22 protein-coding genes, 1 tRNA gene and 3 pseudogenes are annotated in these 25,590 nt (G+C 53.7%); 16 read left to right on the top strand and 10 right to left on the bottom strand.

The features are described from left to right. Positions 1–86: 86 nt before the first annotated feature. Both WM46_RS13770 and WM46_RS13765 read left to right on the top strand, forming a co-directional pair. On the top strand, positions 87–887 hold the full coding sequence (locus WM46_RS13770; protein ID WP_042324835.1) for an endonuclease/exonuclease/phosphatase family protein: 801 nt from the start codon (positions 87–89) through the stop codon (positions 885–887). 77 nt (positions 888–964) lie between these two features. Beyond that, positions 965–1,735, top strand: coding sequence for a class I SAM-dependent methyltransferase (locus tag WM46_RS13765; RefSeq protein WP_102602564.1), 771 nt, complete (start codon positions 965–967; stop codon positions 1,733–1,735). Positions 1,736–1,783: 48 nt separating this feature from the next. Here WM46_RS13765 and mltD read toward each other — a convergent pair whose 3' ends face one another. Beyond that, positions 1,784–3,151, bottom strand: a complete 1,368-nt coding sequence (mltD, locus tag WM46_RS13760; protein WP_102602563.1) for a murein transglycosylase D — start codon at positions 3,149–3,151, stop codon at positions 1,784–1,786. A gap of 71 nt (positions 3,152–3,222) precedes the next feature. After that, complete coding sequence (gene gloB / locus WM46_RS13755) at positions 3,223–3,978, bottom strand: hydroxyacylglutathione hydrolase (protein WP_102602562.1); 756 nt, start codon at positions 3,976–3,978, stop codon at positions 3,223–3,225. Between the two features lie 37 nt (positions 3,979–4,015). Between gloB and WM46_RS13750 the strand changes: the two genes are divergently transcribed. Continuing rightward, entirely contained in the window at positions 4,016–4,738 is a 723-nt protein-coding gene (locus WM46_RS13750) for a class I SAM-dependent methyltransferase (RefSeq protein WP_102602561.1), read from the top strand. Here the strand turns inward: WM46_RS13750 and rnhA are convergent. Then, a complete protein-coding gene (rnhA, locus tag WM46_RS13745) occupies positions 4,735–5,313 on the bottom strand; it encodes a ribonuclease HI (protein WP_187394379.1) in 579 nt (192 codons plus the stop codon). The genes WM46_RS13750 and rnhA overlap by 4 nt on opposite strands. Between rnhA and dnaQ the strand changes: the two genes are divergently transcribed. Together dnaQ and WM46_RS13735 are read left to right on the top strand one after the other, a co-directional pair. Then, positions 5,267–5,995, top strand: coding sequence for a DNA polymerase III subunit epsilon (dnaQ, locus tag WM46_RS13740; RefSeq protein ID WP_102603839.1), 729 nt, complete (start codon positions 5,267–5,269; stop codon positions 5,993–5,995). The genes rnhA and dnaQ overlap by 47 nt on opposite strands. Before the next feature lie 131 nt (positions 5,996–6,126). Continuing rightward, positions 6,127–6,203 (top strand) — tRNA-Asp (locus WM46_RS13735). A gap of 62 nt (positions 6,204–6,265) precedes the next feature. On the opposite strand, the gene WM46_RS13730 is transcribed toward WM46_RS13735, so the two are convergent. Further along, on the bottom strand, positions 6,266–7,036 hold the full coding sequence (locus WM46_RS13730; protein WP_102602560.1) for an amidohydrolase: 771 nt from the start codon (positions 7,034–7,036) through the stop codon (positions 6,266–6,268). A 109-nt stretch (positions 7,037–7,145) separates the two neighbouring features. Continuing rightward, positions 7,146–9,590 carry an acyl-CoA dehydrogenase FadE gene (gene fadE / locus WM46_RS13725; protein ID WP_102602559.1) on the bottom strand — a complete coding sequence of 815 codons (2,445 nt, stop codon included), beginning with the start codon at positions 9,588–9,590 and terminating at the stop codon, positions 7,146–7,148. Between the two features lie 239 nt (positions 9,591–9,829). Between fadE and lpcA the strand changes: the two genes are divergently transcribed. Then, on the top strand, positions 9,830–10,408 hold the full coding sequence (gene lpcA, locus WM46_RS13720) for a D-sedoheptulose 7-phosphate isomerase (protein WP_028017728.1): 579 nt from the start codon (positions 9,830–9,832) through the stop codon (positions 10,406–10,408). Positions 10,409–10,452: 44 nt separating this feature from the next. After that, entirely contained in the window at positions 10,453–11,220 is a 768-nt protein-coding gene (locus WM46_RS13715; RefSeq protein ID WP_061076513.1) for a class II glutamine amidotransferase, read from the top strand. Here the strand turns inward: WM46_RS13715 and dpaA are convergent. Further along, a complete protein-coding gene (dpaA, locus tag WM46_RS13710) occupies positions 11,191–11,931 on the bottom strand; it encodes a peptidoglycan meso-diaminopimelic acid protein amidase (RefSeq protein ID WP_061076514.1) in 741 nt (246 codons plus the stop codon). The two genes, WM46_RS13715 and dpaA, sit on opposite strands and share 30 nt — an antisense overlap. Positions 11,932–12,279: 348 nt before the next feature. Between dpaA and WM46_RS13705 the strand changes: the two are divergent. Continuing rightward, positions 12,280–13,029 (top strand): annotated as a pseudogene (locus WM46_RS13705) (C40 family peptidase). Here WM46_RS13705 and WM46_RS13700 read toward each other — a convergent pair. Both WM46_RS13700 and WM46_RS13695 read right to left on the bottom strand, forming a co-directional pair. Further along, positions 13,026–13,262, bottom strand: coding sequence for a hypothetical protein (locus tag WM46_RS13700; protein ID WP_102602558.1), 237 nt, complete (start codon positions 13,260–13,262; stop codon positions 13,026–13,028). The pseudogene WM46_RS13705 and the gene WM46_RS13700 sit on opposite strands and share 4 nt — an antisense overlap. A 105-nt stretch (positions 13,263–13,367) precedes the next feature. Beyond that, positions 13,368–15,080 (bottom strand): annotated as a pseudogene (locus WM46_RS13695) (flagellar biosynthesis protein FlhA); the annotation flags it as partial. Between WM46_RS13695 and lafU the strand changes: the two are divergent. From lafU to WM46_RS13680, 3 genes and pseudogenes are all read left to right on the top strand, one after another. Beyond that, positions 15,052–15,911: pseudogene (gene lafU / locus WM46_RS13690) on the top strand (putative lateral flagellar export/assembly protein LafU). The pseudogenes WM46_RS13695 and lafU overlap by 29 nt on opposite strands. A 112-nt stretch (positions 15,912–16,023) precedes the next feature. Further along, a complete protein-coding gene (dinB, locus tag WM46_RS13685) occupies positions 16,024–17,079 on the top strand; it encodes a DNA polymerase IV (protein ID WP_061076515.1) in 1,056 nt (351 codons plus the stop codon). Further along, positions 17,076–17,528 (top strand): GNAT family N-acetyltransferase, encoded by a 453-nt coding sequence (locus WM46_RS13680; protein ID WP_102602557.1) that lies wholly within the window; start codon positions 17,076–17,078, stop codon positions 17,526–17,528. The genes dinB and WM46_RS13680 overlap by 4 nt, the downstream gene beginning before the upstream one ends. A gap of 138 nt (positions 17,529–17,666) precedes the next feature. Here the strand turns inward: WM46_RS13680 and pepD are convergent, their stop codons facing one another. Beyond that, on the bottom strand, positions 17,667–19,124 hold the full coding sequence (gene pepD / locus WM46_RS13675) for a cytosol nonspecific dipeptidase (protein ID WP_102602556.1): 1,458 nt from the start codon (positions 19,122–19,124) through the stop codon (positions 17,667–17,669). A 324-nt stretch (positions 19,125–19,448) separates the two neighbouring features. Between pepD and gpt the strand changes: the two genes are divergently transcribed. The 3 genes from gpt (at position 19,449) to crl (ending at position 21,710) form a co-directional block, all read left to right on the top strand. Beyond that, positions 19,449–19,907: a xanthine phosphoribosyltransferase gene (gene gpt, locus WM46_RS13670; RefSeq protein ID WP_061076518.1), complete on the top strand. Its 459-nt coding sequence runs from the start codon at positions 19,449–19,451 to the stop codon at positions 19,905–19,907. A 99-nt stretch (positions 19,908–20,006) separates the two neighbouring features. Then, positions 20,007–21,251, top strand: a complete 1,245-nt coding sequence (gene frsA, locus WM46_RS13665) for an esterase FrsA (protein WP_061076519.1) — start codon at positions 20,007–20,009, stop codon at positions 21,249–21,251. A 57-nt stretch (positions 21,252–21,308) separates the two neighbouring features. After that, positions 21,309–21,710, top strand: coding sequence for a sigma factor-binding protein Crl (gene crl / locus WM46_RS13660; RefSeq protein WP_102602555.1), 402 nt, complete (start codon positions 21,309–21,311; stop codon positions 21,708–21,710). A gap of 81 nt (positions 21,711–21,791) precedes the next feature. On the opposite strand, the gene phoE is transcribed toward crl, so the two are convergent. Beyond that, positions 21,792–22,844, bottom strand: a complete 1,053-nt coding sequence (gene phoE / locus WM46_RS13655) for a phosphoporin PhoE (protein WP_061076521.1) — start codon at positions 22,842–22,844, stop codon at positions 21,792–21,794. A gap of 288 nt (positions 22,845–23,132) precedes the next feature. Here phoE and proB point away from each other — a divergent pair, with 288 nt between their 5' ends. Both proB and proA read left to right on the top strand, forming a co-directional pair. Beyond that, positions 23,133–24,236 carry a glutamate 5-kinase gene (gene proB, locus WM46_RS13650; protein WP_042324793.1) on the top strand — a complete coding sequence of 368 codons (1,104 nt, stop codon included), beginning with the start codon at positions 23,133–23,135 and terminating at the stop codon, positions 24,234–24,236. Positions 24,237–24,247: 11 nt separating this feature from the next. Then, on the top strand, positions 24,248–25,501 hold the full coding sequence (gene proA, locus WM46_RS13645) for a glutamate-5-semialdehyde dehydrogenase (protein ID WP_102602554.1): 1,254 nt from the start codon (positions 24,248–24,250) through the stop codon (positions 25,499–25,501). Positions 25,502–25,590: the final 89 nt, after the last annotated feature.

Below are 25,590 nucleotides of genomic sequence, written 5' to 3'. Positions count from 1 at the left end.
GTTGAAAGTGTGAGCTAAAATCCCTATAACAGAAGAACCAGTCCGGCACCGGACTGGTTGACGTTATAGAGGTTTGAAAGTCAAAAGTGCGAAAAAACACCTATGCCATGCGCTATGTTGCCGGACAACCCGCTGAGCGGATTTTGCCGCCCGGGTCATTTTCGAGCATCGGCCAGGCATTACCCGCCGGGGCGCCGTTAAGCAGTGAAGATCGGATCCGCATCCTGGTGTGGAATATCTTTAAGCAGCAGCGAGCGGAATGGCTTTCGGTGCTGAAGAATTTTGGCAAAGATGCGCACCTGGTGTTGTTACAGGAAGCGCAGACGACGCCGGAGCTGGTGAGGTTTGCGACGGCGAATTATCTGGCGGCCGATCAGGTGCCGGCATTTGTTCTGCCGCAGCATCCGTCAGGGGTGATGACGCTCTCATCCGCGCATCCTGTGTACTGTTGCCCGCTTCGTGAGCGTGAGCCTATCCTGCGCCTGGCAAAATCGGCGCTGGTTACCGTCTATCCGTTGCCAGATACGCGACTGTTGATGGTCGTTAATATCCATGCGGTTAACTTTAGTCTGGGGGTCGATGTGTATAGTAAGCAGTTACTTCCAATCGGTGACCAGATTGCGCATCACAGTGGCCCGGTGATTATGGCCGGAGATTTTAATGCCTGGAGCCGACGCCGCATGAATGCGCTGTATCGCTTCGCGCGCGAAATGTCGTTGCGCCAGGTTCGTTTTACTGACGATCAGCGCCGTCGCGCATTTGGTCGCCCTCTGGATTTTGTCTTTTATCGTGGTCTGAACGTCAGTGAGGCTTCTGTACTGGTCACACGCGCATCCGATCACAATCCGCTACTCGTTGAATTCAGTCCCGGCAAACCTGTGCAGTAAGGTATGTCAGGTCTGCCGTTGGGGCAGACCTGTAGTGGTGCTGCCCTTTATCTTGCAAACAACCAAAGGACAGCATAATGACAACACACTCCCACCACGACAACGTCGAAAAGCAGTTTGGCTCCCAGGCGAACGCCTATTTAACCAGTGCCGTGCATGCATCCGGTCGCGACTTGCAGCGGCTGGCTGAGCGCCTGTCTGTGCTCCCTCAGGCCAGCGTACTGGATATGGGCTGTGGCGCCGGGCATGCCAGCTTTATCGCCGCGCAGAATGTAAAACAAGTGGTGGCTTACGATTTATCTTCGCAGATGCTTGACGTTGTAGCGCAGGCAGCAAAAGAGAAGGGATTAGCCAACATCACCACAAAGCAGGGCTATGCCGAAAGCCTGCCGTTTGAAGATGCGGTCTTTGACGTGGTTATCAGTCGTTATTCCGCACATCACTGGCATGACGTTGGCAGAGCGCTGCGTGAAGTTAATCGGGTATTAAAATCGGGCGGTGTGCTGATTATTATGGATGTCATGTCCCCAGGGCATCCGGTCCGCGATGTCTGGTTACAGACGGTGGAGGCATTGCGCGACACGTCGCACGTTCGCAACTATTCCAGCGGCGAGTGGCTGGCATTGATGAATGATGCGAACCTGGTCGTCGATTCGTTGGTAACCGACCGTTTACCGTTGGAATTCAATTCATGGGTGACGAGAATGCGTACGCCCGCTGAACTGGTGGAGGCGATTCGTCTGTATCAGGTGAGCGCCTCCGCGGAGGTGAAAGCTTACTTCGCTTTACAGGACGAGGGATCGTTTACCAGCGATACCATCATGGCCGAAGCACACAAAGCGGCATAAAGAAAAAAGGCACCGGGGGAAATCGGTGCCTTTTAATCTTGTGAGCTATCAGGAGTCTGGCGTGTTGTTGTTTTTGACAAACAACGTCAGTTGATCGCCGGGCTTCAGATTGTCCGTATCGTTGTTCCAGCGCATAACATCTTTGATGTTAACGCCGTGACGTTTAGCAATGCTCGAAAGCGAATCGCCCTTACGTACACGATAGGTAATGCTGTCGCTGTTTTTAGCCAGTTGTTGTGCGCTGTTACCTGCACCCACCGTCAGATTTTGGCCCACTTTCAGCGTTGAACCGCGCAGTTTATTCCACTGCTGCAGATCCTTCGTGCTCACGCCGAGACGTGAAGCAATGCCTGAAAGCGTATCGCCAGAGCGAACGGTATAACTACGGCTGTTCAGCGGGGTGTTATCTGCTACCAGAGTGGACTGCACGGCAGCAATTTCGCCGGCGGCCAGAGATTCACGCAGTTTCTCTGCATGCTTCTTTGGTACCATCACGTATTGCGGGCCGCTTGCGCCCAGCGTGGAGCCTTTTACACCAGCATTAAAGGTCTTCAGCTTGCTGACGGGAATCCCCGCCATATCGGCAACCTGCGCCATTTCAACCGGACTGCTTAAACGAACACGCGCCAGTGCACGACTTTCGTCTGTGGTTGGCAGACGTACGCCATAACGTTTGCTGTTCTTGAGAATATCACTCAGGGCCAGCATTTTTGGCACGTACAGCTTCGTTTCCTGAGGCAATGGCAACGACCAGAAGTCGGTGGATTTCCCACGCGCTTTGTTCGTTTTAATCGCCTTCATGACCCGACCTTCACCGCTATTATAAGCCGCAACGGTCAGCAGCCAGTCGCCGTCAAACATTTTGTTCAGACGCTGCATCATGTCGAGCGCTGCGGTTGTGGAAGCCACCACATCGCGACGCGCGTCATAACTGCGGGTCTGTTTTAAACCATAATTGCGCCCCGTGCTCGGAATGATCTGCCAGATGCCTGCGGCATTGGCGCCAGACGTCGCGTGAGGATCAAAAGCGCTCTCCACTATGGGTAGTAGTACCAGTTCCATCGGCATGTTACGTTTCTTAACTTGCCCGGCTATCCAGTACATATACGGCTCTGCCCGTAAAGTTACATCGTGGAGATAGCTCTTATTGCGTAAATACTTCTGTTTTTGTTCGCGAATCCGGTCGTTTTCCGGAATTCCCATCTTTAGCTCGTCGCCAATGAAAGCCCACAAATCTTGATCCGGCGCGAGGGACGTCCCATCGTCCATCCATCGTGCCTGACTCGTAAACTTTCCTGCTTCCCCTTGACCAGCTGCAGAAAGGCTCTGTGCGTGCTGTTGGACATTGCCGGCGTTTTGAGACGACTGGCAACCCACGAGCAGGACAGAGGCGAGTAAGATCGCTTTTGCCTTCATGTGTGTGTCAATAGTTGCTTAAAAGACGACCGATCATAACGGTGAAGTTTTGAAAAGGCAACCAGGAATTATCAGAAGCTGTCTTTCTTTGACCTTAACCAGGCAAATCGCTCTTCAGGGTGTTGCAATATTGTTTCTTTGTTGATTTCATTAATTAAATCAATATCTTCTGTTCTCAAAAAAATATTATTTTGTCGCTCATTTTTCAGAATAACGGGGAGTGTCATTTGTTTTTTTACCCGTAACTCATTAACTTTACGATAATAATCATTTATGAACGAATCGTGCGGCAGGATGCTCAGCGCAAACTTCATATTTGCTAAAGTATACTCATGGGCGCAACAAATAAGCGTATCGTCTGGAAGTGCGGATATTCTTTTAAGCGATTGATACATCTGACTTGCTGTGCCTTCAAACAGGCGTCCACAACCACCGGAGAACAGCGTATCCCCGCAAAAAAGATAAGGATGACTAAAGTAACAGATATGTCCTAAAGTGTGACCGGGTGTAGCAAATACACTAAATTCATGCCCCAAAATGAGGGCGGAATCGCCATCTTCGACTATATGAGTGACCCCCTTATCTTGTGTCTCTGCCGGTCCGTAAACCACTAATTCAGGAAAGTTCTGTACCAGTTCTTTCACGCCGCCCACATGGTCCTGATGATGATGTGTGAGTAAAATGGCCTTTGGCTGCCACTGATTTTCGGCAATGGCTTTTAACACCGGCGCGGCGTCACCCGGGTCCACGATCAGACAACGGCCTTCATCATTACTCAGAACCCAGATGTAATTGTCCTGAAACGCCGGAATACTGTTAAGATTCATAAATTACCTCTCTGTCTATGCATAACGGATGGTTGTGATGAAACCGGCAAGGAACCCTCAAACAGTCGTAGCACCCGAACGCTGGAGCGATTTGCCCTGGGGAGAGTACTATCGTGAGGCGCTGGAAAAACAGCTTAACCCGTGGTTTGCAAAAATGTATGGTTTTCACCTGCTTAAGGTGGGCAATTTAAGTGCAGAAATCAACTCGGAAGCCTGTGCGGTTTCGCATCAGGTTAACGTTTCTGCCAAAGGCTCGCCGGTTCAGGTTCAGGCCGATCCGCTTCATCTGCCTTTTGCCGATAAATCGGTCGATGTCTGTCTGCTGGCGCACACGCTACCCTGGTGCGCCGATCCCCACCGCCTGTTGCGTGAAGCCGATCGGGTACTCATTGATGATGGCTGGCTGGTACTGAGCGGGTTCAACCCGGTGAGCCTGATGGGACTGCGCAAGCTGGTGCCGGTATTGCGTAAATCGTCGCCTTATAATAGTCGTATGTTTACGCTGATGCGCCAACTGGACTGGCTGTCGCTGCTGAATTTTGAAGTGCTGCACTACAGCCGTTTTCACGTCCTGCCGTGGAAAAAGCAGGGGGGAAAGATGTTAAGTGCGCACCTTCCTGCGCTGGGCTGTATGCAGATGATTGTGGCGCGTAAGCGAACGATTCCGCTTACGCTCAATCCGATGAAACAGAGCAAGGCGAAAGCGCGCATACCGCAGGCCGTCGGCGCGACCCGGCAGTATCGCAAGCCGGACGTTTAGGCTTCAGGCTGATAACCAACGTCTTCCTGAGTTGGATTCATAGCGGCGGCACGGGCAAGCTCATCGCAACGCTCGTTTTCCGGATGACCGGCATGGCCTTTTACCCACTCCCATTTGATCTGATGCGGCCCGAGCGCGGCATCAAGACGCTTCCAGAGATCGACATTTTTTACCGGTTTTTTGTCGGCGGTTTTCCAGCCGCGTTTTTTCCAGTTATGGATCCATTGGGTGATCCCCTGGCGCACGTACTGACTGTCGGTGCTCAAAATGACTTCACACTGTTCTTTCAGGGCTTCCAGCGCGACGATCGCCGCCATCAGCTCCATGCGATTATTGGTCGTGAGGGTATAGCCCTCATTAAAGGTTTTTTCGCGCCCGCGATAGCGTAAAATTGCCCCGTAACCGCCCGGACCTGGATTACCCAGGCACGAACCGTCGGTGAAAATTTCTACCTGTTTAAGCATCTCTGGTAGACTTCCTGTAATTGAATCGAACCGTAAAACGATAAGTCTGACATAAATGACCGCTATGAGCACTGCAATTACACGACAGATCGTCCTCGATACCGAAACCACCGGTATGAACCAGATCGGCGCGCACTACGAAGGGCACAAGATCATTGAGATCGGTGCCGTTGAGGTGGTGAACCGCCGTCTGACGGGGAATAACTTCCATGTCTATCTGAAGCCTGAGCGGCTGGTGGACCCGGAAGCGTTCGGCGTTCACGGAATTGCGGATGAATTCCTGCTGGACAAGCCGACATTTGCCGAGGTGGCGGATGAATTTCTCGACTATATCCGCGGGGCGGAACTGGTCATTCATAACGCGTCGTTTGATATCGGCTTCATGGATTACGAGTTCAGTAAGCTCAACCGCGATATCCCGAAAACCAACACCTTCTGTAAAGTCACCGATAGCCTGGCGCTGGCGAGGAAGATGTTCCCTGGCAAGCGTAATAGCCTGGATGCGTTGTGCTCGCGTTATGAGATAGACAACAGCAAGCGTACGCTGCACGGCGCATTACTCGATGCCCAGATTCTGGCTGATGTTTATCTCATGATGACCGGTGGTCAGACGACGATGGCGTTTTCGATGGAAGGTGAAACCCAGCAGCAGGGCAATACGGGGATCCAGCGACTTGTACGTCAGGCCAGCAGGCTACGCGTCGTTTTTGCCACTGATGAGGAAGTGGCGGCCCATGAATCGCGTCTCGACCTGGTGGAAAAGAAAGGGGGAAGTTGCCTCTGGCGGGCGTAGAAAGTCTGCTAATGAGGTAAAAACCGCCGCTCGGGTGATTTTTACAGCAAACGATTAAAAACATGAGAAAAAGCGTTGACGAGGTGCGTGGCAATCCGTAATATTCGCTTCGTTCCCAAGTGGAACAACCCGGAGCGGTAGTTCAGTTGGTTAGAATACCTGCCTGTCACGCAGGGGGTCGCGGGTTCGAGTCCCGTCCGTTCCGCCAACATTCAGAAAGCCTGAGTCAGCAATGATTCAGGCTTTCGTCGTTTTAGTTTCGTCAAAAAATCAGCGCAGGATAAACGGGTCGGCATCCTGCCAGGCCGGGAAGGTTTCCCGGTACTCTTTCAGTGCGCTTAGCGACAGGTCTGCATCAATGCGCGTGGCCTGGTGGGCTTCCGCCGTAGCAATCACTTCTCCCTGAGGATTGATGACCCGACTGTCTCCGCGATAATGATGGCCGTTGCCGTCGGTGCCGACGCGGTTACATCCAGCCACCCAGGCCTGATTTTCGATAGCGCGCGCCGCCAGAAGTGTTTGCCAGTGAAGAGAGCGGGGGGCTGGCCAGTTGGCGACATACAGCGCCAGATCGTAATCATTCAAATTGCGTGACCACACCGGGAAGCGCAGGTCATAACAGACCAGCGGGAGAATGCGCCACCCGCGCCATTCCACGATCACGCGGCGGTTGCCTGGCTGGTAATGATGATGTTCGTCAGCCATTCGAAACAGGTGGCGCTTGTCATAAAAGTGAACCGCGCCTTGCGGCTCAACCAGAAAAAAACGATTCACCGCCCCCTGCTCACCGGAGACGGCGGCACTTCCGGCCACCAGCGCATTGGTCTGCTGCGCTTTCTCGCGCAGCCAGGTGATAAGCGTTTCTTCCGCAAGCGACTGTCCGGCGGCTTCCATCGCAAAGCCGGTGGTGAACATCTCCGGTAACACGATCAGGTCGCGTCCGGTCACGGCTTCCAGTTGACGGTCAAAGTGACGCAAATTCGCCGGGCCATCCATCCAGACCAGCGGTTGTTGCAGCAGCGTAATTTTCAAACCAGGCACGGTAGAGTCTCCTTGTTGAACGGCATTCTGACACTGTAGCACGTGATTTCAGGAAGCGTGGGCGATAAAAAGCCCCGCCGAAGCGAGGCTAAAAGGTCATGCGTAAGCGTTATGCGGCTTCGACTTTACGCACTTTCTCTGGCAGCTTTACCGGCTTCGTCGCCAGCTCCTCTGGGGCAAAGTCATCCACATTGATGCTACGCAGACGGCTTTCTTCCGCCTTAACCAGAATGGCGGCTTCGTCTTTGTCGATTAAGCCTTTCGCCAGGGCGTTTTGCGCCAGTTCATCCAGACGGGTAAACGGCAGGTTTTTGCCAATCTCTTTGCAAATACGCTGGTGGATCGGGTCGGCGGCCATTACATCCAGCAGCGCCTCTTCCAGTAATCCCACCGGGTTATGTTCGCTCGGCGTCAGGTATTGACCACGACCAATACGGTCACGGGTGGTGCTCGGAACCTGCAAAATCTTCGCGACTTTGTGATCCAGCTTGTCCGATGGGGCCAGATAGTGACGACCGGTCGGGAAGATCACTACCTTCAGCAGACCGGCAACCAGACGGTTCGGGAAGTTTTGCAGCAGATCGTCGATTGCCTGTTCCGCTTTATACAGCGCATCCTGAGCGCCCCAGTGAACCAGCGGCAGGTCGGCTTCATGGCGGCCTTCGTCGTCATAACGCTTCAGTACCGCAGAGGCCAGATACAGCTGGCTCAGTACATCGCCCAGACGGGCCGAGATGCGCTCGCGGCGTTTCAGACTGCCGCCCAGTACCGCCATCGAAACGTCAGACAGCAGCGCGAGGTTCGCGCTCAGACGGTTAAGGTGCTGATAATAGCGCTTCGTTGCATCGCGGGTGGGCGTTTGGCTGGTTAAGCCGCGCGTCAGACCCAGCCAGAAGCTGCGCATCTTATTGCTGCCGACGTGGCCGATATGTTTGAACAGCAGTTTGTCGAACGCATTCACATCGTTATTCTGCGCCGCCGCCATCTCTTCCAGCACATACGGATGGCAACGAATCGCCCCCTGACCGAAGATCATCATGCTACGGGTCAGGATATTGGCGCCTTCCACAGTGATAGCAATCGGCGCGCCCTGATAGGCCCGCGCGAGGAAGTTACCTTCGCCCAGCATAATGCCCTTGCCGCCAGTAATATCCATCGCGTCAATAATCGACTGCTGACCGCGATGAGTACAGTGATACTTGACGATTGCCGACAGCACTGCCGGTTTCTCACCCAGCATAATGCCGTAGGTGATGAGGGACGCTGCGGCATCCATCACGTAGGCGTTACCGGCAATGCGTGCCAGCGGTTCTTCGATCCCTTCCATCTTACCGATGGAGATTTTGAACTGACGACGAATATGGGCGTAGGCACCGGTCGCCATCGCGACGGATTTCACCCCGCCAGTCGAGTTCGACGGCAACGTAATGCCGCGCCCGACGGACAGACATTCCACCAGCATACGCCAGCCCTGACCGGCCATTTTCGGGCCGCCGATGATGTAATCGATCGGCACAAAGACGTCTTTACCGAGCGTCGGACCGTTCTGGAACGGAACGTTAAGCGGGAAGTGACGACGACCAATTTCCACACCTGGCGTGGAGGTCGGGATTAACGCACAGGTGATCCCCAGTTCTTCATCGCCGCCCAGCAGTTTATCCGGGTCGGAGAGTTTAAACGCCAGCCCCAGGACGGTGGCGATAGGCGCGAGAGTGATGTAACGCTTGTTCCAGGTCAGACGCATCCCCAGCACCTGCTGGCCTTGCCACTCACCCATACAGACAATACCGGTATCCGGAATGGCGCCCGCATCGGAACCCGCTTCCGGGCTGGTCAGTGCAAAGCAAGGGATCTCCTGACCGCGCGCCAGGCGAGGCAGGTAATGGTCTTTCTGCTCTTGTGTACCGTAATGTTGCAACAGCTCGCCTGGGCCTAAGGAGTTCGGCACGCCCACGGTAATCGCCAGGATCCCGGAGACGCCGGAGAGTTTTTGCAGCACGCGAGACTGGGCGTAAGCGGAGAATTCCAGCCCGCCGTACTCTTTCTTAATGATCATCGCGAAGAAGCGATGTTCTTTCAGGAACGCCCACAGTTCTGGCGGCAGATCGGCCAGCTCGTGGGTGATCTGGAAGTCGTTCGCCATGCGGCACGCTTCTTCCACCGGGCCGTCGATGAACGCCTGCTCTTCGGCGGTCAGACGCGGCTGCGGATAGTTGTGCAGTTTTTTCCAGTCCGGTTTGCCCTGGAACAGATCGCCTTCCCACCAGGTGGTACCGGCATCAATCGCTTCTTTCTCCGTACGCGACATCGGCGGCATTACCTTACGGAAGCCGCGGAACACCGGCGCGGAGATCATCGACTTACGCATTGGCGTAAAGTTGAATGGCACGAGGATAATGGCCAGAGGTACCAGCAGCCAGACGGACCACAGTCCGACAGCGCCAAGCGCCGCCGTCCAGACGAGCAAAATCAGGCTGCTGAGAAATAAGCTCACGCGGTGATAAAACAGCGCGCCGAGCAGAACGACCGTAGCGAGAATACTCAAAATCATCATAACGAAAAGCTCCCTTGCTTGTAGGAGGTCTGACCACTTGTGATGTTATGGTTGTAGTGGATGTGAAATCTTTTAGCAATGCGTTTACAAAATAATTACAACAAAGCTCACATTGTTGCCGTTTTCTGCGGCACGAAAAATCAAAAGCCGTCGCCATTGGTGTGGCTTATGCTTCTCGCTGCCAGTGCTATCCGGTACACTGCATCCTGTCATTTACATTCATGCTGAAGGATATCCTCATGTACCAGGATCTTATTCGTAACGAACTGAACGAAGCGGCGGAAACGCTGGCTAATTTTTTAAAAGATGACGCCAATATTCACGCCATTCAGCGCGCGGCGGTCCTGCTGGCAGACAGTTTTAAAGCGGGTGGTAAGGTACTCTCCTGCGGTAACGGCGGCTCTCATTGTGACGCCATGCACTTTGCAGAAGAGCTGACAGGGCGTTATCGCGAAAACCGTCCGGGCTATCCGGCCATTGCGATTTCCGACGTCAGCCACATCTCCTGCGTCAGCAATGATTTCGGTTACGACTACGTCTTTTCTCGTTATGTGGAAGCGGTAGGGCGCGAAGGCGATGTGCTGTTAGGCATCTCAACCTCCGGCAATTCAGGTAACGTGATCAAAGCCATCGCCGCGGCACGCGAAAAGGGGATGAAAGTGATCACCCTGACCGGTAAAGACGGCGGCAAAATGGCCGGTACTGCCGATATCGAAATCCGCGTTCCGCATTTCGGTTATGCTGACCGTATTCAGGAAATTCATATTAAAGTGATTCATATCCTGATTCAGCTGATCGAAAAAGAGATGGTTAAGTAAGTCTTCGCCGGGGGCTAACGCCCCCGCTGTTGTGGAGGTGATGTATGTGCGAACTGCTCGGGATGAGCGCCAATGTGCCGACCGATATCTGCTTTAGTTTTACCGGGCTGGTTCAGCGAGGAGGGGGAACCGGGCCGCACAAAGACGGCTGGGGCATCACCTTCTATGAAGGCAAAGGCTGCCGGACGTTCAAAGATCCGCAACCCAGCTTTAATTCCCCCATCGCCAGACTGGTACAGGACTACCCGATCAAATCCTGTTCGGTGATTGCCCATATTCGCCAGGCGAACCGGGGTGAAGTGGCGCTGGAGAACACCCATCCCTTCACGCGTGAACTGTGGGGCCGCAACTGGACCTACGCGCACAACGGGCAGCTTTCCGGCTATAAAACGCTGGAAACCGGCAATTTTCGCCCGGTTGGTGAAACCGACAGCGAAAAGGCGTTCTGCTGGTTGCTGCACAAACTCACTCAGCGCTACCCGCGTACGCCGGGCAATATGACGGCGGTGTTCAGATATATCGCGACGCTGGCGGGCGTACTGCGTGAGAAGGGGGTCTTTAACATGCTGTTGTCAGATGGCCGCTACGTGATGGCATTCTGCTCAACGAATCTGTTCTGGATCACTCGTCGCGCGCCGTTTGGTGTGGCGACGCTGCTGGATCAGGATGTGGAAATTGACTTCAGTTCAGAGACCACACCTAATGATGTGGTCACCGTCATTGCCACACAACCGCTGACAGGCAACGAAACCTGGCAAAAGATTATGCCAGGCGAGTGGGCGTTATTTTGTCTCGGGGAGCGTGTAGTTTGACGCCAGCTGCGGCTGAACCACTTCGTGACTCAACGGTTTGCTGACGACATAGCGGCCATCGACAACCGACACGGTCGGTGGCTTGCGGGTTTGCTCAAAGTAATCGTATCCCGGTTTTAACTGCGACCAGAACTCTTTGTAATAGGAATACTTGTGGCGTTGCATGTTGGCATCAGTCATGCGGAAGGGATAAATACTGACCTGCACACTCGACTGACCAAAGACCAACGCGCCGGTAACAAACTGGAAAATCTCATCAATACCGCTGTCGGTCATGGCGTAACAGCCAACCGAGACGCAGGCACCGTGAATCATCAGGTATTTGCCTTCATAACCATGAGCGCGGTCATAGGCGTTGGGGAAGCCAATATTAATGGCTTTATAAAAGCGGCTGTCAGGTTTGAGCTGGCTGCGCTGGACGTTATAAAAACCTTCCGGACTTTTAAAATCGCCCTGGCGTTGTTTTGGACCTAATCCGCCGGAGTAATTACAAATTTTATAGCTGTCGAGAAGTTGATACTGCTCGCCCATCTTGACGTAGAGATCAAGCGCGCGCTCTTCCTTGAAGATCTGAATATAGACCGGCGATCCCATCAATTGCTGCTTATACTCTTTGCTGATAGGTGTTGTGGAGCTATTGCTACTCAGCAAGCCGGCGAATGACACGCACGGGATCAAAAGCATCGCAATAAATAATGCGATTTTACGCATACTGCTTGTTCCTTGATAAAACGATTGCACACGCCAGAACGGCAAAAATAAGATCCCCAAATCGGACTAATCTGGATTTGGAACGCTCACATTAACACCACGACAGTTTTTCGCAAGTCCCTCGTGGCGCGTTTACAATTTATACAGAACGTTAGCGACAATGGCTGTCAGAACCGGCCCTAATTTGTCCATTTCCGCAGAACGCATATCAGGCTCGTCGGCAGCGGCTTGCCGGGTATAATTAACTGATAATAAACCATTAATTTTTTAATTATTGATTATTAAGCCTGGTCAATTCTTCGCCTGGTTAAACTGTGGTCTCACTGTTTATTTAGGTTATGTTTTTTTATGTTTTTATCAGGTGCTCCGCGCTCCATTCTGCCGGGGCTGCTTTCGTTGTGTGTCCTCTATTCACCATTGTCTGCAGCTGTCTCTTCCCATCAGACGTTTAGCTATGCCGCGAAGTTGCGGATGCATAACCGTGAACGGCTGCTCGGCAAATATCAGGCAAAACTCAGAAGGCAGGCGCATTATATGGTTTCCGGAACGCCGGGTAGCAAAAAAGCGCTGCGCCAGCACAACCGTGTCCTGCTTGAACAGCACCCGGAATGGTTCCCGGGGCCGCTGTGATCGGATAACCATCGCTGGCAGGAACTGGCGGAAAATAACACCTTCCTCAGCAGCGATCATTTACAGAACATCACGGACGTGGCCATTCATCGCCTGGAAGCTCAGCTCGGAAAACCTTATGTGTGGGGGGGCGTCAATCCGGATCGCGGATTTGACTGCAGTGGGCTGGTTTTCTACGCCTACAATAAAATCCTGGCGGCAAAATTACCGCGCACAGCAAATGAAATGTATCACTACCGTCGGGCAACGATTGTCTCTAATCATGATCTGCGCCGTGGCGATCTGCTGTTCTTTCACATCCATAGCCAGGAGATTGCCGATCATATGGGGGTTTATCTGGGGGATGGGCAGTTTATCCAGTCACCGCGTACTGGCGAAACCATCCGGGTGAGCCAGTTGACCGACCCGTTCTGGCAGGATCACTTCCTCGGCGCACGGCGGATCCTGAAGGAAAATACCATCATCTAACAGGCAAGCAGCAGGATGATGAAGACAAGCATCATCGTTCCTGCCAGCAGCAGATCGACGGGCTCGATGAGCGCGACGGGCAAGGGCATCGCGTCATCTGCTGATAGCATTTCATTATGTTGTTTTAACTCTTGCTGGTGCACAAATTCCCGGTATGTGCGCCAGTACAATCTGACGTCATCGTGCTGAGCGTCGTTTTCGAAAGGGTCTGGGATATTCTGCTGAATGGTCACTCATTCATCCTTTAACATGAGCAGGCATTTGAAACGCAACCTCCTTGTCGCGTCATCTCTATAAAGCGGCAGAAAAAACGCCAACTTAAACCGCCGGGTAATTTTTTAACTCAGTGCCCCCATAATTTTCAGCTCCAGTTCATCCGCCACTTCGTTATAAGACAGAACGTTCAGACCTGGCGCGAAGAGTCGGGCGTAGCGCGCCAACAGCGGACGTAGCGACGGCGCGACCAGCAGCACCGGCTCTTTGCCGGCAGCTTTCATCTGCTCCTTAATTTGCGGCATATTGCTCTGGAACTGATTGAGCATGTTCGGATCCACCGGCACGCTATCGAGCATCACTTTACCGCTCTGCTGCGCCTGATTCACCACGTTAGAAAGCAGGTTTTCCAGTTCGTTATTCAGCGTATAGACCGCCAGTTCCTGCTTGCGGACAAACGGGTGCGTAATACTGCGACGCAGCGCAAGGCGGATATCAGCGACCAGCAGAATGGGATCTTTTGTCACGCTGCTACTGGCGACCAGCACGGTGGCGATGGTCACGATGTCGCGCAATGAAACGCCTTCAATCAACAGCGCGCGATACACTTTCAGCAGCTGGCTGTAGTTGAGCGCGGCGCTGAGATCTTCCGCCAGTCGCGGCGCCATTGACGAGAGACGGTTATGAAGCTGAGTAATGTCATCATAATTAAACAGATCGGGAATATAGCTGCGCACCACCTTATTCACGTGCGTGGCAATCACGCTGGCGCTGTCGATCACCTGATATCCCATATTTAACGCCTTCGCTTTCTGGGCTGCCTGAATCCAGGTGACCGGCATACCGTACGCCGGGTCATTACCGAGAATGCCATCAATCTCGCCGTAAGTTTCGCTGGAAGGCAGCGCCATCAGGCGATCGGACGGAATATCGGCTTCATCGGCCTTAATACCGTTGATATAGATCGCGTACTGGCTGGGCTTTAATCTGAAATTTTCACGGATGCGAATTTCCGGTAGCAACACGCCGTTGGTATCGGATATCACCTGGCGCACGCCGCGAATCCGCTGGGTCAGCGGATTGCCTTTTGATTTATCCACCAGTGAGACCAGCTTATATCCCAGGCTCAGACTGATTGGCTCAATCAGCGGAATGGTCTCCCAGGTAATCTGTTGCTCGGTCGTTTCGACGATCGTTTTCGTCAGCGTTTCGAGGTTTTTCTCTTCAGCCTCGGCGGCTTTCGGGCGTTTACTCATCCGCCAGGCGGTGAAGCCCAGCAGGCCGCTGAACGCGAGGAACGGGAAATGCGGCATCCCCGGCACCACCGCCAGCACAAACATAATGCTGGTGGCGGTATACAACACCGACGGGCTGGCCAGTAACTGTGCGCGGACGTCAGTGGCGATATCGCCATTGTCGCTGACGCGGGTCACGATGATCGCGGCGGCGGTAGAGAGCAGAAGGGAAGGGATCTGCGCCACCAGACCGTCACCGATGGTCATCAGCACGTACTGCTGGAATGCCGCTTCGGCACTGAGATTGTATTTAAAAATCCCGATGCACACGCCGCCGATCAGGTTGATCGCCAGAATCATCATCCCGGCGATGGCATCGCCGCGAACGAACTTCGAGGCCCCGTCCATCGCGCCATAGAAATCGGCTTCGCCGGCGACGTCCTTACGTCGCGTCTGCGCCTGCTGCTGATTGATAAGTCCGGCATTCAGGTCGGCGTCGATCGCCATCTGCTTGCCCGGCATCGCATCAAGGGTAAAGCGGGCGGACACTTCGGAGGTACGTTCGGCGCCTTTGGTGACCACGATAAAGTTAATTGTGAATAGCGTCAGTAAAACCGAGCGTGAAAACATCGTGGCGGCGCTGCATGGCCAGTCGATCTTTACAGGTGGCGGTCTGACGGCGCTGAATAAAATTGGGCAGAAGCCTGTGACCTCCGTCGCAAGCAGTAAACATTCTGCCCGCAAAACCCCCTCGAAGGGGGGCGCAACGCCGCCGAAAGAGTGGGTGAACGTGAGCGACGAAACCGAGAGGAAAGCGCGTGACGTGAATGAGAAGACGGCGCTGCTGAAGAAAAAATCGGCCTCCGAGTTAGGTGAATTAGCAACCAGCATTAATACCGTCGCCCGAAATGCGCACATGGAAACTAACCTGGAAATGGGATTGTGCCCCAGGGGCTGCGTGTGCTGATTAAAGACGACCAGAACCGCAGTATGTTTGAACGCGGCAGCGCACGGATCATGCCGTTCTTTAAATCGTTGTTGATTGAGCTGGCACCGATTTTTGACTCACTGGACAATAAGATCATTATTACCGGGCATACGGATGCCATTAGCTATAAAAATAATATTTATAACAACTGGAATTTGTCGGGAGACAGAGCGTTATCCGCGCGCCGGGTGCTGGAAGAAGCCGGAATGCCAGAGGATAAGGTTATGCAGGTGAGCGCGATGGCTGACCAGATGCTGTTAGATACAAAGAATCCGGACAGCGCCGGGAACCGGCGAATTGAGATTATGATACTCACGCAAAGTGCAGCAGATACGCTGTATCAGTACTTTGGTCAGCATGGTGAAAAAGTGGTTCAACCGCTGGTCGAAAAACTCGATAAGAAACAGCAACTGGCAGCATTGCACCGCCCAGCGCCGTCACAGTAATCACACTGCTGTGAAGCGCCAGACCACTCTGCGGTCGCGTTTTCCGGTGTGAGCAATCACTTCCCATTTTTGTATTGCACTGTATACTTAAACAGTACTTTGGAGGTGAGTGATGCGTAAAATCATACATGTTGATATGGACTGTTTTTTCGCAGCGGTTGAGATGCGTGACAACCCGGCGCTGCGCGACATTCCTATTGCGATTGGCGGTAGTCGTGAGCGCAGAGGCGTTATCAGTACCGCAAACTATCCTGCCCGTAAATTTGGCGTACGCAGCGCGATGCCGACCGGAATGGCGCTGAAGCTGTGCCCACACCTCACGCTATTACCCGGACGCTACGAAGCCTATAAGGACGCGTCTCGCCAGATTCAGGACATCTTTTCACGCTACACCTCATTAATTGAGCCGCTGTCTCTTGATGAAGCGTATCTGGATGTCACGGAAAGCACGCTTTGTCATGGTTCGGCAACGCTCATCGCCCAGGAGATCCGCCAGACTATCTTCAACGAGCTGCAACTCACCGCCTCCGCGGGCGTGGCGCCGGTTAAGTTTCTGGCCAAGATCGCCTCCGATCTGAATAAGCCCAACGGACAATATGTCATCACGCCAGATGATGTGCCGGCGTTCCTCAAAACGTTGCCGCTGGGGAAAATACCTGGCGTCGGTAAAGTGTCTGCGGCAAAACTGGAAAGCATGGGGCTACGCACCTGCGGTGATGTTCAGCAGTGCGATCTGGCGACATTACTTAAGCGCTTCGGTAAGTTTGGTCGGGTATTGTGGGAGCGCTGCCAGGGAATCGACGAACGGGACGTCAATAATGAACGCTTACGCAAGTCGGTCGGCGTGGAACGCACTATGGCGGAAGATATTCATCAGTGGTCTGATTGTGAAGCGATTATTGAGCGATTATATCCGGAACTTGAGCGGCGACTGGCGAAAGTGAAACCCGATCTGCTCATCGCCCGTCAGGGCGTGAAGCTAAAGTTTAATGATTTTCAGCAAACCACCCAGGAACACGTCTGGCCGCGACTGAATAAAGAAGACCTGATTTCTACCGCGCGTAAAACCTGGGACGAGCGCCGGGGAGGGCGGGGCGTACGTCTGGTGGGGCTGCACGTTACACTGCTTGATCCGCAACTGGAACGGCAGTTATTACTGGGGTTATAACCGCGATGAACATCAGAGAATATAAAGAGAGTGATTTTTTGGCCCTGTGTGAAATATTCCTGCGAGCCGTTCAGGAAACGGCGCGTCGCGATTATTCCGCATCGCAAGTTGCGGCCTGGGCGCAAATTGACGAAGCGACCTGGCGACAAAAGCTTGCCGTCTCTGAAGTACAGGTTGCTGTCGTTGATGAACAACCCGTTGGGTTTATAAGCGTGGCGGGGAACTATATTGATCTGTTATTTGTTGCGCCGGAATTCAATGGTCAGGGGATTGCACATCACTTGTTGAAACCGTGGATTGCGCGGGGTGATGTGTTAACTGTTGATGCCAGTATTACTGCAAAACCCTTTTTTGAACGTCAGGGGTTTCTGGTCGTTGCCCGGCAAAATGTGGAATGTCGGGGGGAATGGTTTGTTAATTATCGGATGCAATATCAGCACGCGTCATAAATGCATTTTGCAAGAACGGGTATGAAAACTGCCGGATGGCGTTTCACTTATCCGGCCTACAAATTTGCTGAGAGTTCGTAGGCCGGATAAGGCGCAACGCGCCGCCATCCGGCATTTTTAAAGCATAACGATCGTGACTTACTTCGTCGGAATCGCTTTCAGCAGTTCGGTCAGGAGCGTCCAGTAATGACTGACGCTTTCAATGTGCACCTGCTCATCCGGTGAGTGTGGACCGGTAATGGTTGGCCCGATAGAGACCATATCCATATCCGGGTACGGTTTCTTAAACAGACCGCACTCCAGACCCGCGTGGATAATCTGGATGTTTGGCGTCTTGTTGAACAGACGCTGATAAGTTTCGCGCACCAGATGCATCACCGGCGAGTTTGCATCCGGCTGCCAGCCAGGGTAGCTCCCTTTGGCTTCGGTTTTCGCGCCCGCCAGTTTGCCCAGCGAATCCAGCATGCTAACGACATAGTCTTTACCGGTGTCGATCAGCGAACGGATCAGGCAATGGATTTCGACGTTGTCGTCGGTCATGGTGACGACGCCCACGTTCAGTGAGGTTTCAACCACGCCTTTTGCGACGTCGGAATTGCGGATCACACCGTTCGGCGTGGCGTTCAGCAGACGGATAAAGCCATCGCGAGACTGCGTGGTCAGCGCGGCTTTATCGTTCGCGGCGCTCTCCAGCAGAACCACCAGGTTTTTCTCTTTTTCAGCCAGTTCGTTTTTCAGGATGTCCTGATAAGCGTTGACCTGCGCTTTCAGCGCCTCGACGTTGTCCGCCGCAACGGCAACGGTCGCAAAGGCTTCACGCGGAATCGCGTTACGCAGCGTACCGCCGTTGAAATCGACCAGACGCAGATCCAGCGCTTCGGCATGACCGGCCAGGAAACGAACCAACAGTTTGTTCGCGTTGCCAAGACCAACGTGGATTTCGCCACCGGAGTGACCGCCTTTCAGCCCTTTCAGAGTCAGCTTAAAGGTCTGGAAACCCGCCGGAACGGCTTCGCGGGTCAGCGGCAGGTTAGAGGTGAAGTCGATCCCACCCGCGCAACCCATGTAGATCTCACCTTCTTCTTCCGAGTCGGTGTTGATCAGAATATCTGCCTGCAGCCAGTTGGCCTGCAGACCAAATGCCCCGTCCATACCCGCTTCTTCGGTCATGGTCAGCAGCACTTCCAGCGGGCCGTGAACGACGCTGTCGTCAGCCAGAACCGCCAATGCGGACGCCATCCCGATGCCGTTATCGGCGCCCAGCGTGGTACCACGCGCTTTCACCCATTCGCCATCAATATAAGGCTGGATCGGATCTTTGGTGAAATCGTGCACAGTGTCGTTGTTTTTCTGCGGCACCATATCCAGGTGCGCCTGCAGAACCACCGGTTTACGGTTTTCCATACCCGCAGTAGCCGGTTTGCGAATCAGGATATTCCCTACCTGGTCGCGCTCTACGTGGAAACCTTTCTCGTTTGCCCAGCCGATGATGTGCTCAGCGAGCTGCTCTTCATGATAGGACGGGTGAGGAATAGAACAGATTTTTGCAAAAATATCCCACAGCGGTTGCGGGGAGAGTTGAGATAATTCAGACACGATAATTCTCCTTGTATACCCGTCATACTTCAGGTTGCATGGGTGTTGGTTTTCCTGCAACGCGAATGATTTAAGGTATCGATGCTCTGCAAACAGGCTTGCAGGTCACAGGGTTAGCAGGTTAATTATTACCACAAGTCTGGCTTGCGAGATGCGCTTGAGAATACCACTTTCTGCGTCCGCTGCGAGTATAAAGCACGTAAAAAGAGGGCCCGATTCCGCGAAACACTGGTTTTTGGTGGCTCAGATCTCTATAATCTCGCGCAACCCATTTCCCCCTTGAACACATTTTAAGCCGTAGATAAACAGGCTGGGACACTTCACATGAGCGAAAAATACGTCGTCACCTGGGACATGCTGCAGATCCATGCACGCAAACTGGCAAACCGCCTGATGCCTTCAGAACAGTGGAAAGGCATCATTGCCGTTAGTCGTGGTGGTCTGGTGCCGGGCGCATTGCTGGCACGTGAACTGGGCATTCGTCATGTCGATACCGTATGCATTTCCAGCTACGATCACGACAACCAGCGTGAGCTGAAAATTCTGAAACGCGCTGAAGGCGACGGTGAAGGCTTTATCGTCATTGACGATCTGGTGGATACCGGTGGTACCGCCGTGGCTATCCGTGATATGTATCCCAAAGCGCATTTTGTCACTATCTTCGCCAAACCAGCGGGTCGTCCGTTAGTCGACGATTATGTGATTGATATCCCGCAGGATACCTGGATTGAGCAGCCGTGGGACATGGGCGTGACCTTCGTTCCGCCGATTTCTGGCCGCTAATCTCTGACTTTTTCAACGCCTGGCATTGCCGGGCGTTGTTCTATTTAGCCGGTGTCGGGTTACAATAAGCCTCAGTGAGTACTTCAGGAGGCTGTACGCATGTCACAGGCTAATCTTAGCGAAATCCTGTTCAAACCCCGTTTTAAACATCCCGAAACGTCGACCCTTGTCCGCCGTTTTAATGCCGGGACGCAGCCGCCTGTGCAATCGGCGCTGGATGGCAAGAACGTTCCCCACTGGTATCGCATGATTAACCGCCTGATGTGGATCTGGCGCGGGGTGGATCCGCGAGAAATTCTTGATGTTCAGGCGCGCATCGTGATGAGTGACGCCGAGCGCACCGATGCCGAGCTTTACGATACGGTGATTGGTTACCGTGGCGGCAACTGGATTTATGAATGGGCGAAGCAGGCGATGGACTGGCAGCAGAAAGCCTGCCAGGAAACGGATCCTGAGCGCAGTGGCCGCTACTGGCTGCACGCCTCGACGCTGTACAACATCGCCGCCTATCCCCACCTGAAAGGGGACGATCTGGCGGAGCAGGCGCAGGCGTTAGCCAACCGCGCTTATGAGGAAGCCGCGCAGCGACTGCCCGGTACGCTGCGCGAGATGGAGTTCTCGGTACCCGGCGGCTCTCCCGTCACCGGGTTCTTGCATATGCCAAAAGGCGATGGCCCGTTCCCGACGGTGCTCATGTGCGGCGGTCTGGATTCGATGCAAACCGATTACTACACCCTGTATGAGCGCTATTTCGCGCCGCGCGGCATCGCTATGCTGACGCTGGACATGCCTTCCGTCGGTTTCTCGTCAAAGTGGAAGCTCTCTCAGGATTCCAGTCTGCTGCATCAGCATGTGCTGAAAGCGTTGGCAAATGTGCCGTGGGTGGATCATACCCGGGTGGCGGCGTTCGGATTCCGTTTTGGCGCCAACGTGGCGGTGCGTCTGGCCTATCTTGAATCGCCGCGTCTGAAAGCGGTGGCCTGTCTCGGTCCGGTTGTGCATGCGTTGTTGAGCGACCCGCTGCGTCAGGGAGCGGTACCGGAAATGTATCTTGACGTTCTGGCGAGCCGACTGGGGATGCACGATGCGTCCGATGAAGCGCTGCGCGTGGAGCTCAATCGCTACTCGCTGAAGGTACAGGGACTGCTTGGCAGACGTTGCCCGACGCCAATGCTGTCGGGCTTCTGGAAGAACGATCCGTTCAGTCCGGAAGAGGAGTCGCGTTTAATCACCTCTTCATCTTCTGACGGTAAGCTGTTGGAGATTCCATTTAATCCGGTGTATCGCAATTTTGACAACGCGCTACAGGAAATCGCCCGCTGGATTGAAAAGAGATTGTGTTAATAATTTGCTAAATTCTACTGTTTTGGTAAAACAGTTGCTTCACAACAGGAGATCGCAATGACGTTACCGAGTGGACACCCGAAGAGCAGATTGATCAAGAAATTCACCGCGCTTGGCCCCTATATCCGGGAAGGAAAGTGCGAAGATAATCGATTTTTTTTCGATTGTCTGGCCGTTTGCGTCAACGTGAAGCCCGCGCCTGAACTGCGCGAATTCTGGGGTTGGTGGATGGAGCTGGAAGCACAGGAAAAGCGTTTTACCTATAGCTACAAATTTGGTCTGTTTGACAAAGCGGGCGACTGGACGACTGTGGCGATCAAAGATAAAGAAGTGGTTGAGCGACTGGAATATACCCTTCGTGAGTTTCATGAGAAGTTGCGTGAGCTGTTAAACACGCTGCATCTGTCACTGGAACCCGCTGACGATTTCCGTGATGAACCGGTGAAGCTAACGGCGTAATCCAAAAAAGAAGCCGGATGAATCATCCGGCTTCTCTGTTTTGTTCGCCGGATAAGTCAGACTATCCGGACCATTCTGGCATCAGAACTGATAGGTCATACCCAGCGCCACGATGTCATCGCTGTTGACGCCCAGTTTGTTGTTATCATCAATCTGGTTGATTTTATAATCAACAAACGCCGACATATTCTTGTTGAAATAATAGGTTGCGCCGACATCGATATATTTCACGATATCTTCATCACCGATACCTTCAATATCTTTGCCTTTCGACTGAACGTAACCGATGGACGGGCGCAGGCCGAAATCAAACTGATATTGTGCGACGGCTTCGAAGTTTTGCGCTTTGTTGGCAAAACCACCGGAGATCGGCGCCATATTGCGGGTTTCAGAATAAATGGTCGCCAGATAGATATCGTTGCCATCGTATTTCAGACCGGTCGCCCAACCTTCAGCATTCTGGCCATGGCCGCGTGCCTGCTGGTTTTGCTCATTAGTACGGTCAGAGTTGGCGTAGGCGCCAATGATCGCGAAATCGCTGCCGCCGAAGTCGTAGCTCAGTGATGTCCCGAATCCGTCACCGTTCTGTTTCTTCACGTCACGATCTTCGTTTTTGCCCTGATATTGCAGGGTCATGTTCAGACCGTCGATCACGCCGAAGAAGTCGGTATTACGGTATGTCGCCAGGCCGCTGGCGCGTTTAGTCATAAAGTTATCGGTCTGCGCCAGGCCGTCACCACCAAATTCCGGGAACATATCGGTCCAGGCGGCAACGTCATACAGTGCGCCCAGGTTACGACCGTAATCGAAAGAGCCGATATCTTTCAGCTTGACCCCGGCGAACGCCAGACGCGTTTTCTGACCGGATTCGCTTTCGGTTTTGTTGCCTGCAAATTCCGCTTCCCAACGACCGTAGCCGGTCAGTTGATCGTTAATCTGCGTTTCGCCTTTAAAACCAAAGCGGACATAGGTCTGGTCGCCGTCTTTGTCATCATTATCGCTGAAGTAGTGCATCGCTTTGACTTTGCCATACACATCCAGTTTATTCCCGTCTTTGTTAAACACTTCCGCTGCCTGCACGGATGCCGATGCCACAATACCCATCACCACTAATGCCAGAGTGCTCTTTTTCATTTTCAGTCCTGATTTAAAGTACGCGCTAATATTTACTGGGTGTGATCCCCGTTGAAAGACAGGAGGGTTTTTATCGTTCTGGGGTGAAGGTTTTATGACAAAGTAAGAATAATTTTAAAAAAGGATGTTTTTCTGTTTCGGTAATAAAAACGTCAAACATTGCCGCTACGCTTGCTGATCCAGCACAACAAAATTTCATGCTTTGTGCGCTGCTTGTTGGCAACCGGGGCCAGTCCTGCTAAAACGTTCGTTTACTATCATTTTCCCTATTTTGAACGGCAGAGAATCATGAGTGACAGCCAGACGCTGGTGGTAAAACTCGGCACCAGTGTGCTAACGGGCGGATCGCGCCGCCTTAACCGTGCCCACATCGTAGAACTTGTTCGTCAGTGCGCGCAGCTGCATGCCGCAGGACATCGTATTGTTATTGTCACGTCGGGCGCTATCGCCGCCGGGCGTGAACACCTGGGGTATCCGGAACTGCCTGCAACCATTGCCACCAAGCAACTGCTGGCGGCAGTCGGGCAGAGCCGTCTGATTCAACTGTGGGAACAGCTGTTTTCGATTTACGGCATTCACGTCGGGCAGATGCTGCTGACGCGGGCGGATATGGAAGACCGGGAGCGTTTTCTGAATGCGCGAGACACTCTGCGTGCGCTGCTGGATAACAATATCGTTCCGGTTATCAACGAGAACGATGCGGTTGCCACGGCGGAAATTAAAGTGGGGGATAACGACAATCTCTCCGCGCTGGCGGCGATCCTCGCCGGAGCGGACAAACTGCTGTTGTTAACCGATCAGCAGGGGCTGTTTACCGCCGATCCGCGTACCGATCCGCAAGCCGAGTTGATTAAAGATGTTTACGGGATTGATGACGCCCTGCGTGCCATCGCCGGTGACAGCGTGTCGGGGCTGGGAACAGGAGGCATGGGCACCAAGCTACAGGCAGCTGACGTCGCCTGCCGTGCCGGTATCGACACTATTATTGCTGCTGGCAGCAAGCCGGGAGTGATTGGTGACGTGATGGAAGGCATCTCTGTCGGCACCCGCTTTCACGCGCAGGCTTCCCCGCTGGAGAACCGCAAACGCTGGATCTTCGGCGCGCCGCCTGCCGGTGAAATCACCGTGGATGAAGGGGCGACGGCGGCGATTCTGGAACGTGGCAGTTCCCTGCTGCCCAAAGGCATTAAAAGCGTGACAGGCAACTTCTCGCGTGGTGAAGTGATCCGCATCTGTAATCTGGAAGGGCGCGACATCGCCCACGGCGTGAGCCGCTACAACAGCGACGCGCTGCGCCGCATTGCCGGACACCACTCCCAGCAGATTGACGCGATTCTGGGTTACGAATATGGCCCTGTCGCTGTCCATCGTGATGACATGATTACCCGTTAAGGAGCAGATAAATGCTGGAACAAATGGGCATTGCTGCCAAAGCCGCGTCGTACAAACTGGCGCTGCTCTCCAGCCGCGAAAAAAATCGCGTGCTGGAAAAAATAGCTGATGAGCTTGAAGCACAAACTGACACTATCCTGAACGCTAATGCGCAGGACGTGGCCGAAGCGCGCACGAACGGCCTGAGCGAGGCGATGCTCGATCGCCTGGCGCTGACGCCTGCGCGCCTGAAGGCGATTGCTGATGACGTCCGTCAGGTCTGCAATCTGGCGGATCCGGTCGGGCAGGTGATTGACGGAGGACTGCTGGACAGCGGGTTGCGTCTGGAGCGTCGCCGCGTGCCGCTTGGCGTGATTGGCGTCATTTATGAAGCGCGTCCAAACGTCACCGTCGATGTCGCCTCCCTGTGCCTGAAAACGGGCAATGCGGCGATTCTGCGCGGCGGTAAAGAGACATATCGCACCAACGCGGCCACCGTGCGCGTGATCCAGCAGGCGTTAACCTCCTGCGGTTTACCGGAAGCGGCGGTTCAGGCCATTGAAAGCCCCGACCGTGCGCTGGTGAATGAGATGCTGCGCATGGACAAGTATATCGACATGCTGATCCCGCGTGGCGGCGCGGGTCTGCATAAGCTGTGCCGCGAGCAGTCGACCATCCCGGTGATCACCGGCGGGATTGGCGTGTGTCATATCGTTGTCGACGACAGTGCAGAGATTGCCCCGGCGCTGAAGATTATCGTCAATGCGAAAACGCAACGTCCGAGTACCTGTAACACGGTAGAGACACTGCTGGTGCATCAGGACATCGCGACGCGTTTCCTGCCGGCGCTGAGTCAGCAGATGGCGGAGAGCGGCGTGACGCTGCATGCGGACGAGCGGTCGTTTGCCCTGTTGAACGCGGGGCCAGCAAACGTGGTGGCGGTGAAAGCAGAAGAATTTGACGACGAGTTCTTGTCGCTGGATTTGAACGTCAAAATCGTCGCTGACCTGGATGACGCCATCGCGCATATTCGCGAGCACGGTACCCAGCACTCCGACGCCATCCTGACGCGTACCATGCACAACGCGAACCGTTTTGTGAACGAAGTGGATTCGTCTGCGGTGTACGTCAACGCCTCGACCCGTTTTACCGATGGCGGGCAGTTTGGTCTCGGTGCGGAAGTCGCCGTCAGCACGCAAAAATTACATGCCCGCGGTCCAATGGGGCTGGAAGCGCTGACCACCTATAAGTGGATCGGCTTTGGTGACGATACGATTCGTGCCTAATTAACGCCGGGTGATGCAAAATCAGCCACTTGATTCGCAAGACTATTGACGCATCACTCGGTTAGTTTTAACCTTCTACCCCGTGTTCA

Origin of the sequence: Citrobacter freundii complex sp. CFNIH2, assembly GCF_002880615.1 — a bacterium.
Taxonomy (GTDB): domain Bacteria; phylum Pseudomonadota; class Gammaproteobacteria; order Enterobacterales; family Enterobacteriaceae; genus Citrobacter_A; species Citrobacter_A amalonaticus_F.
Note: the sequence above shows the minus strand (reverse complement) of the source record. Positions and strands in the feature narration are given on the sequence as shown.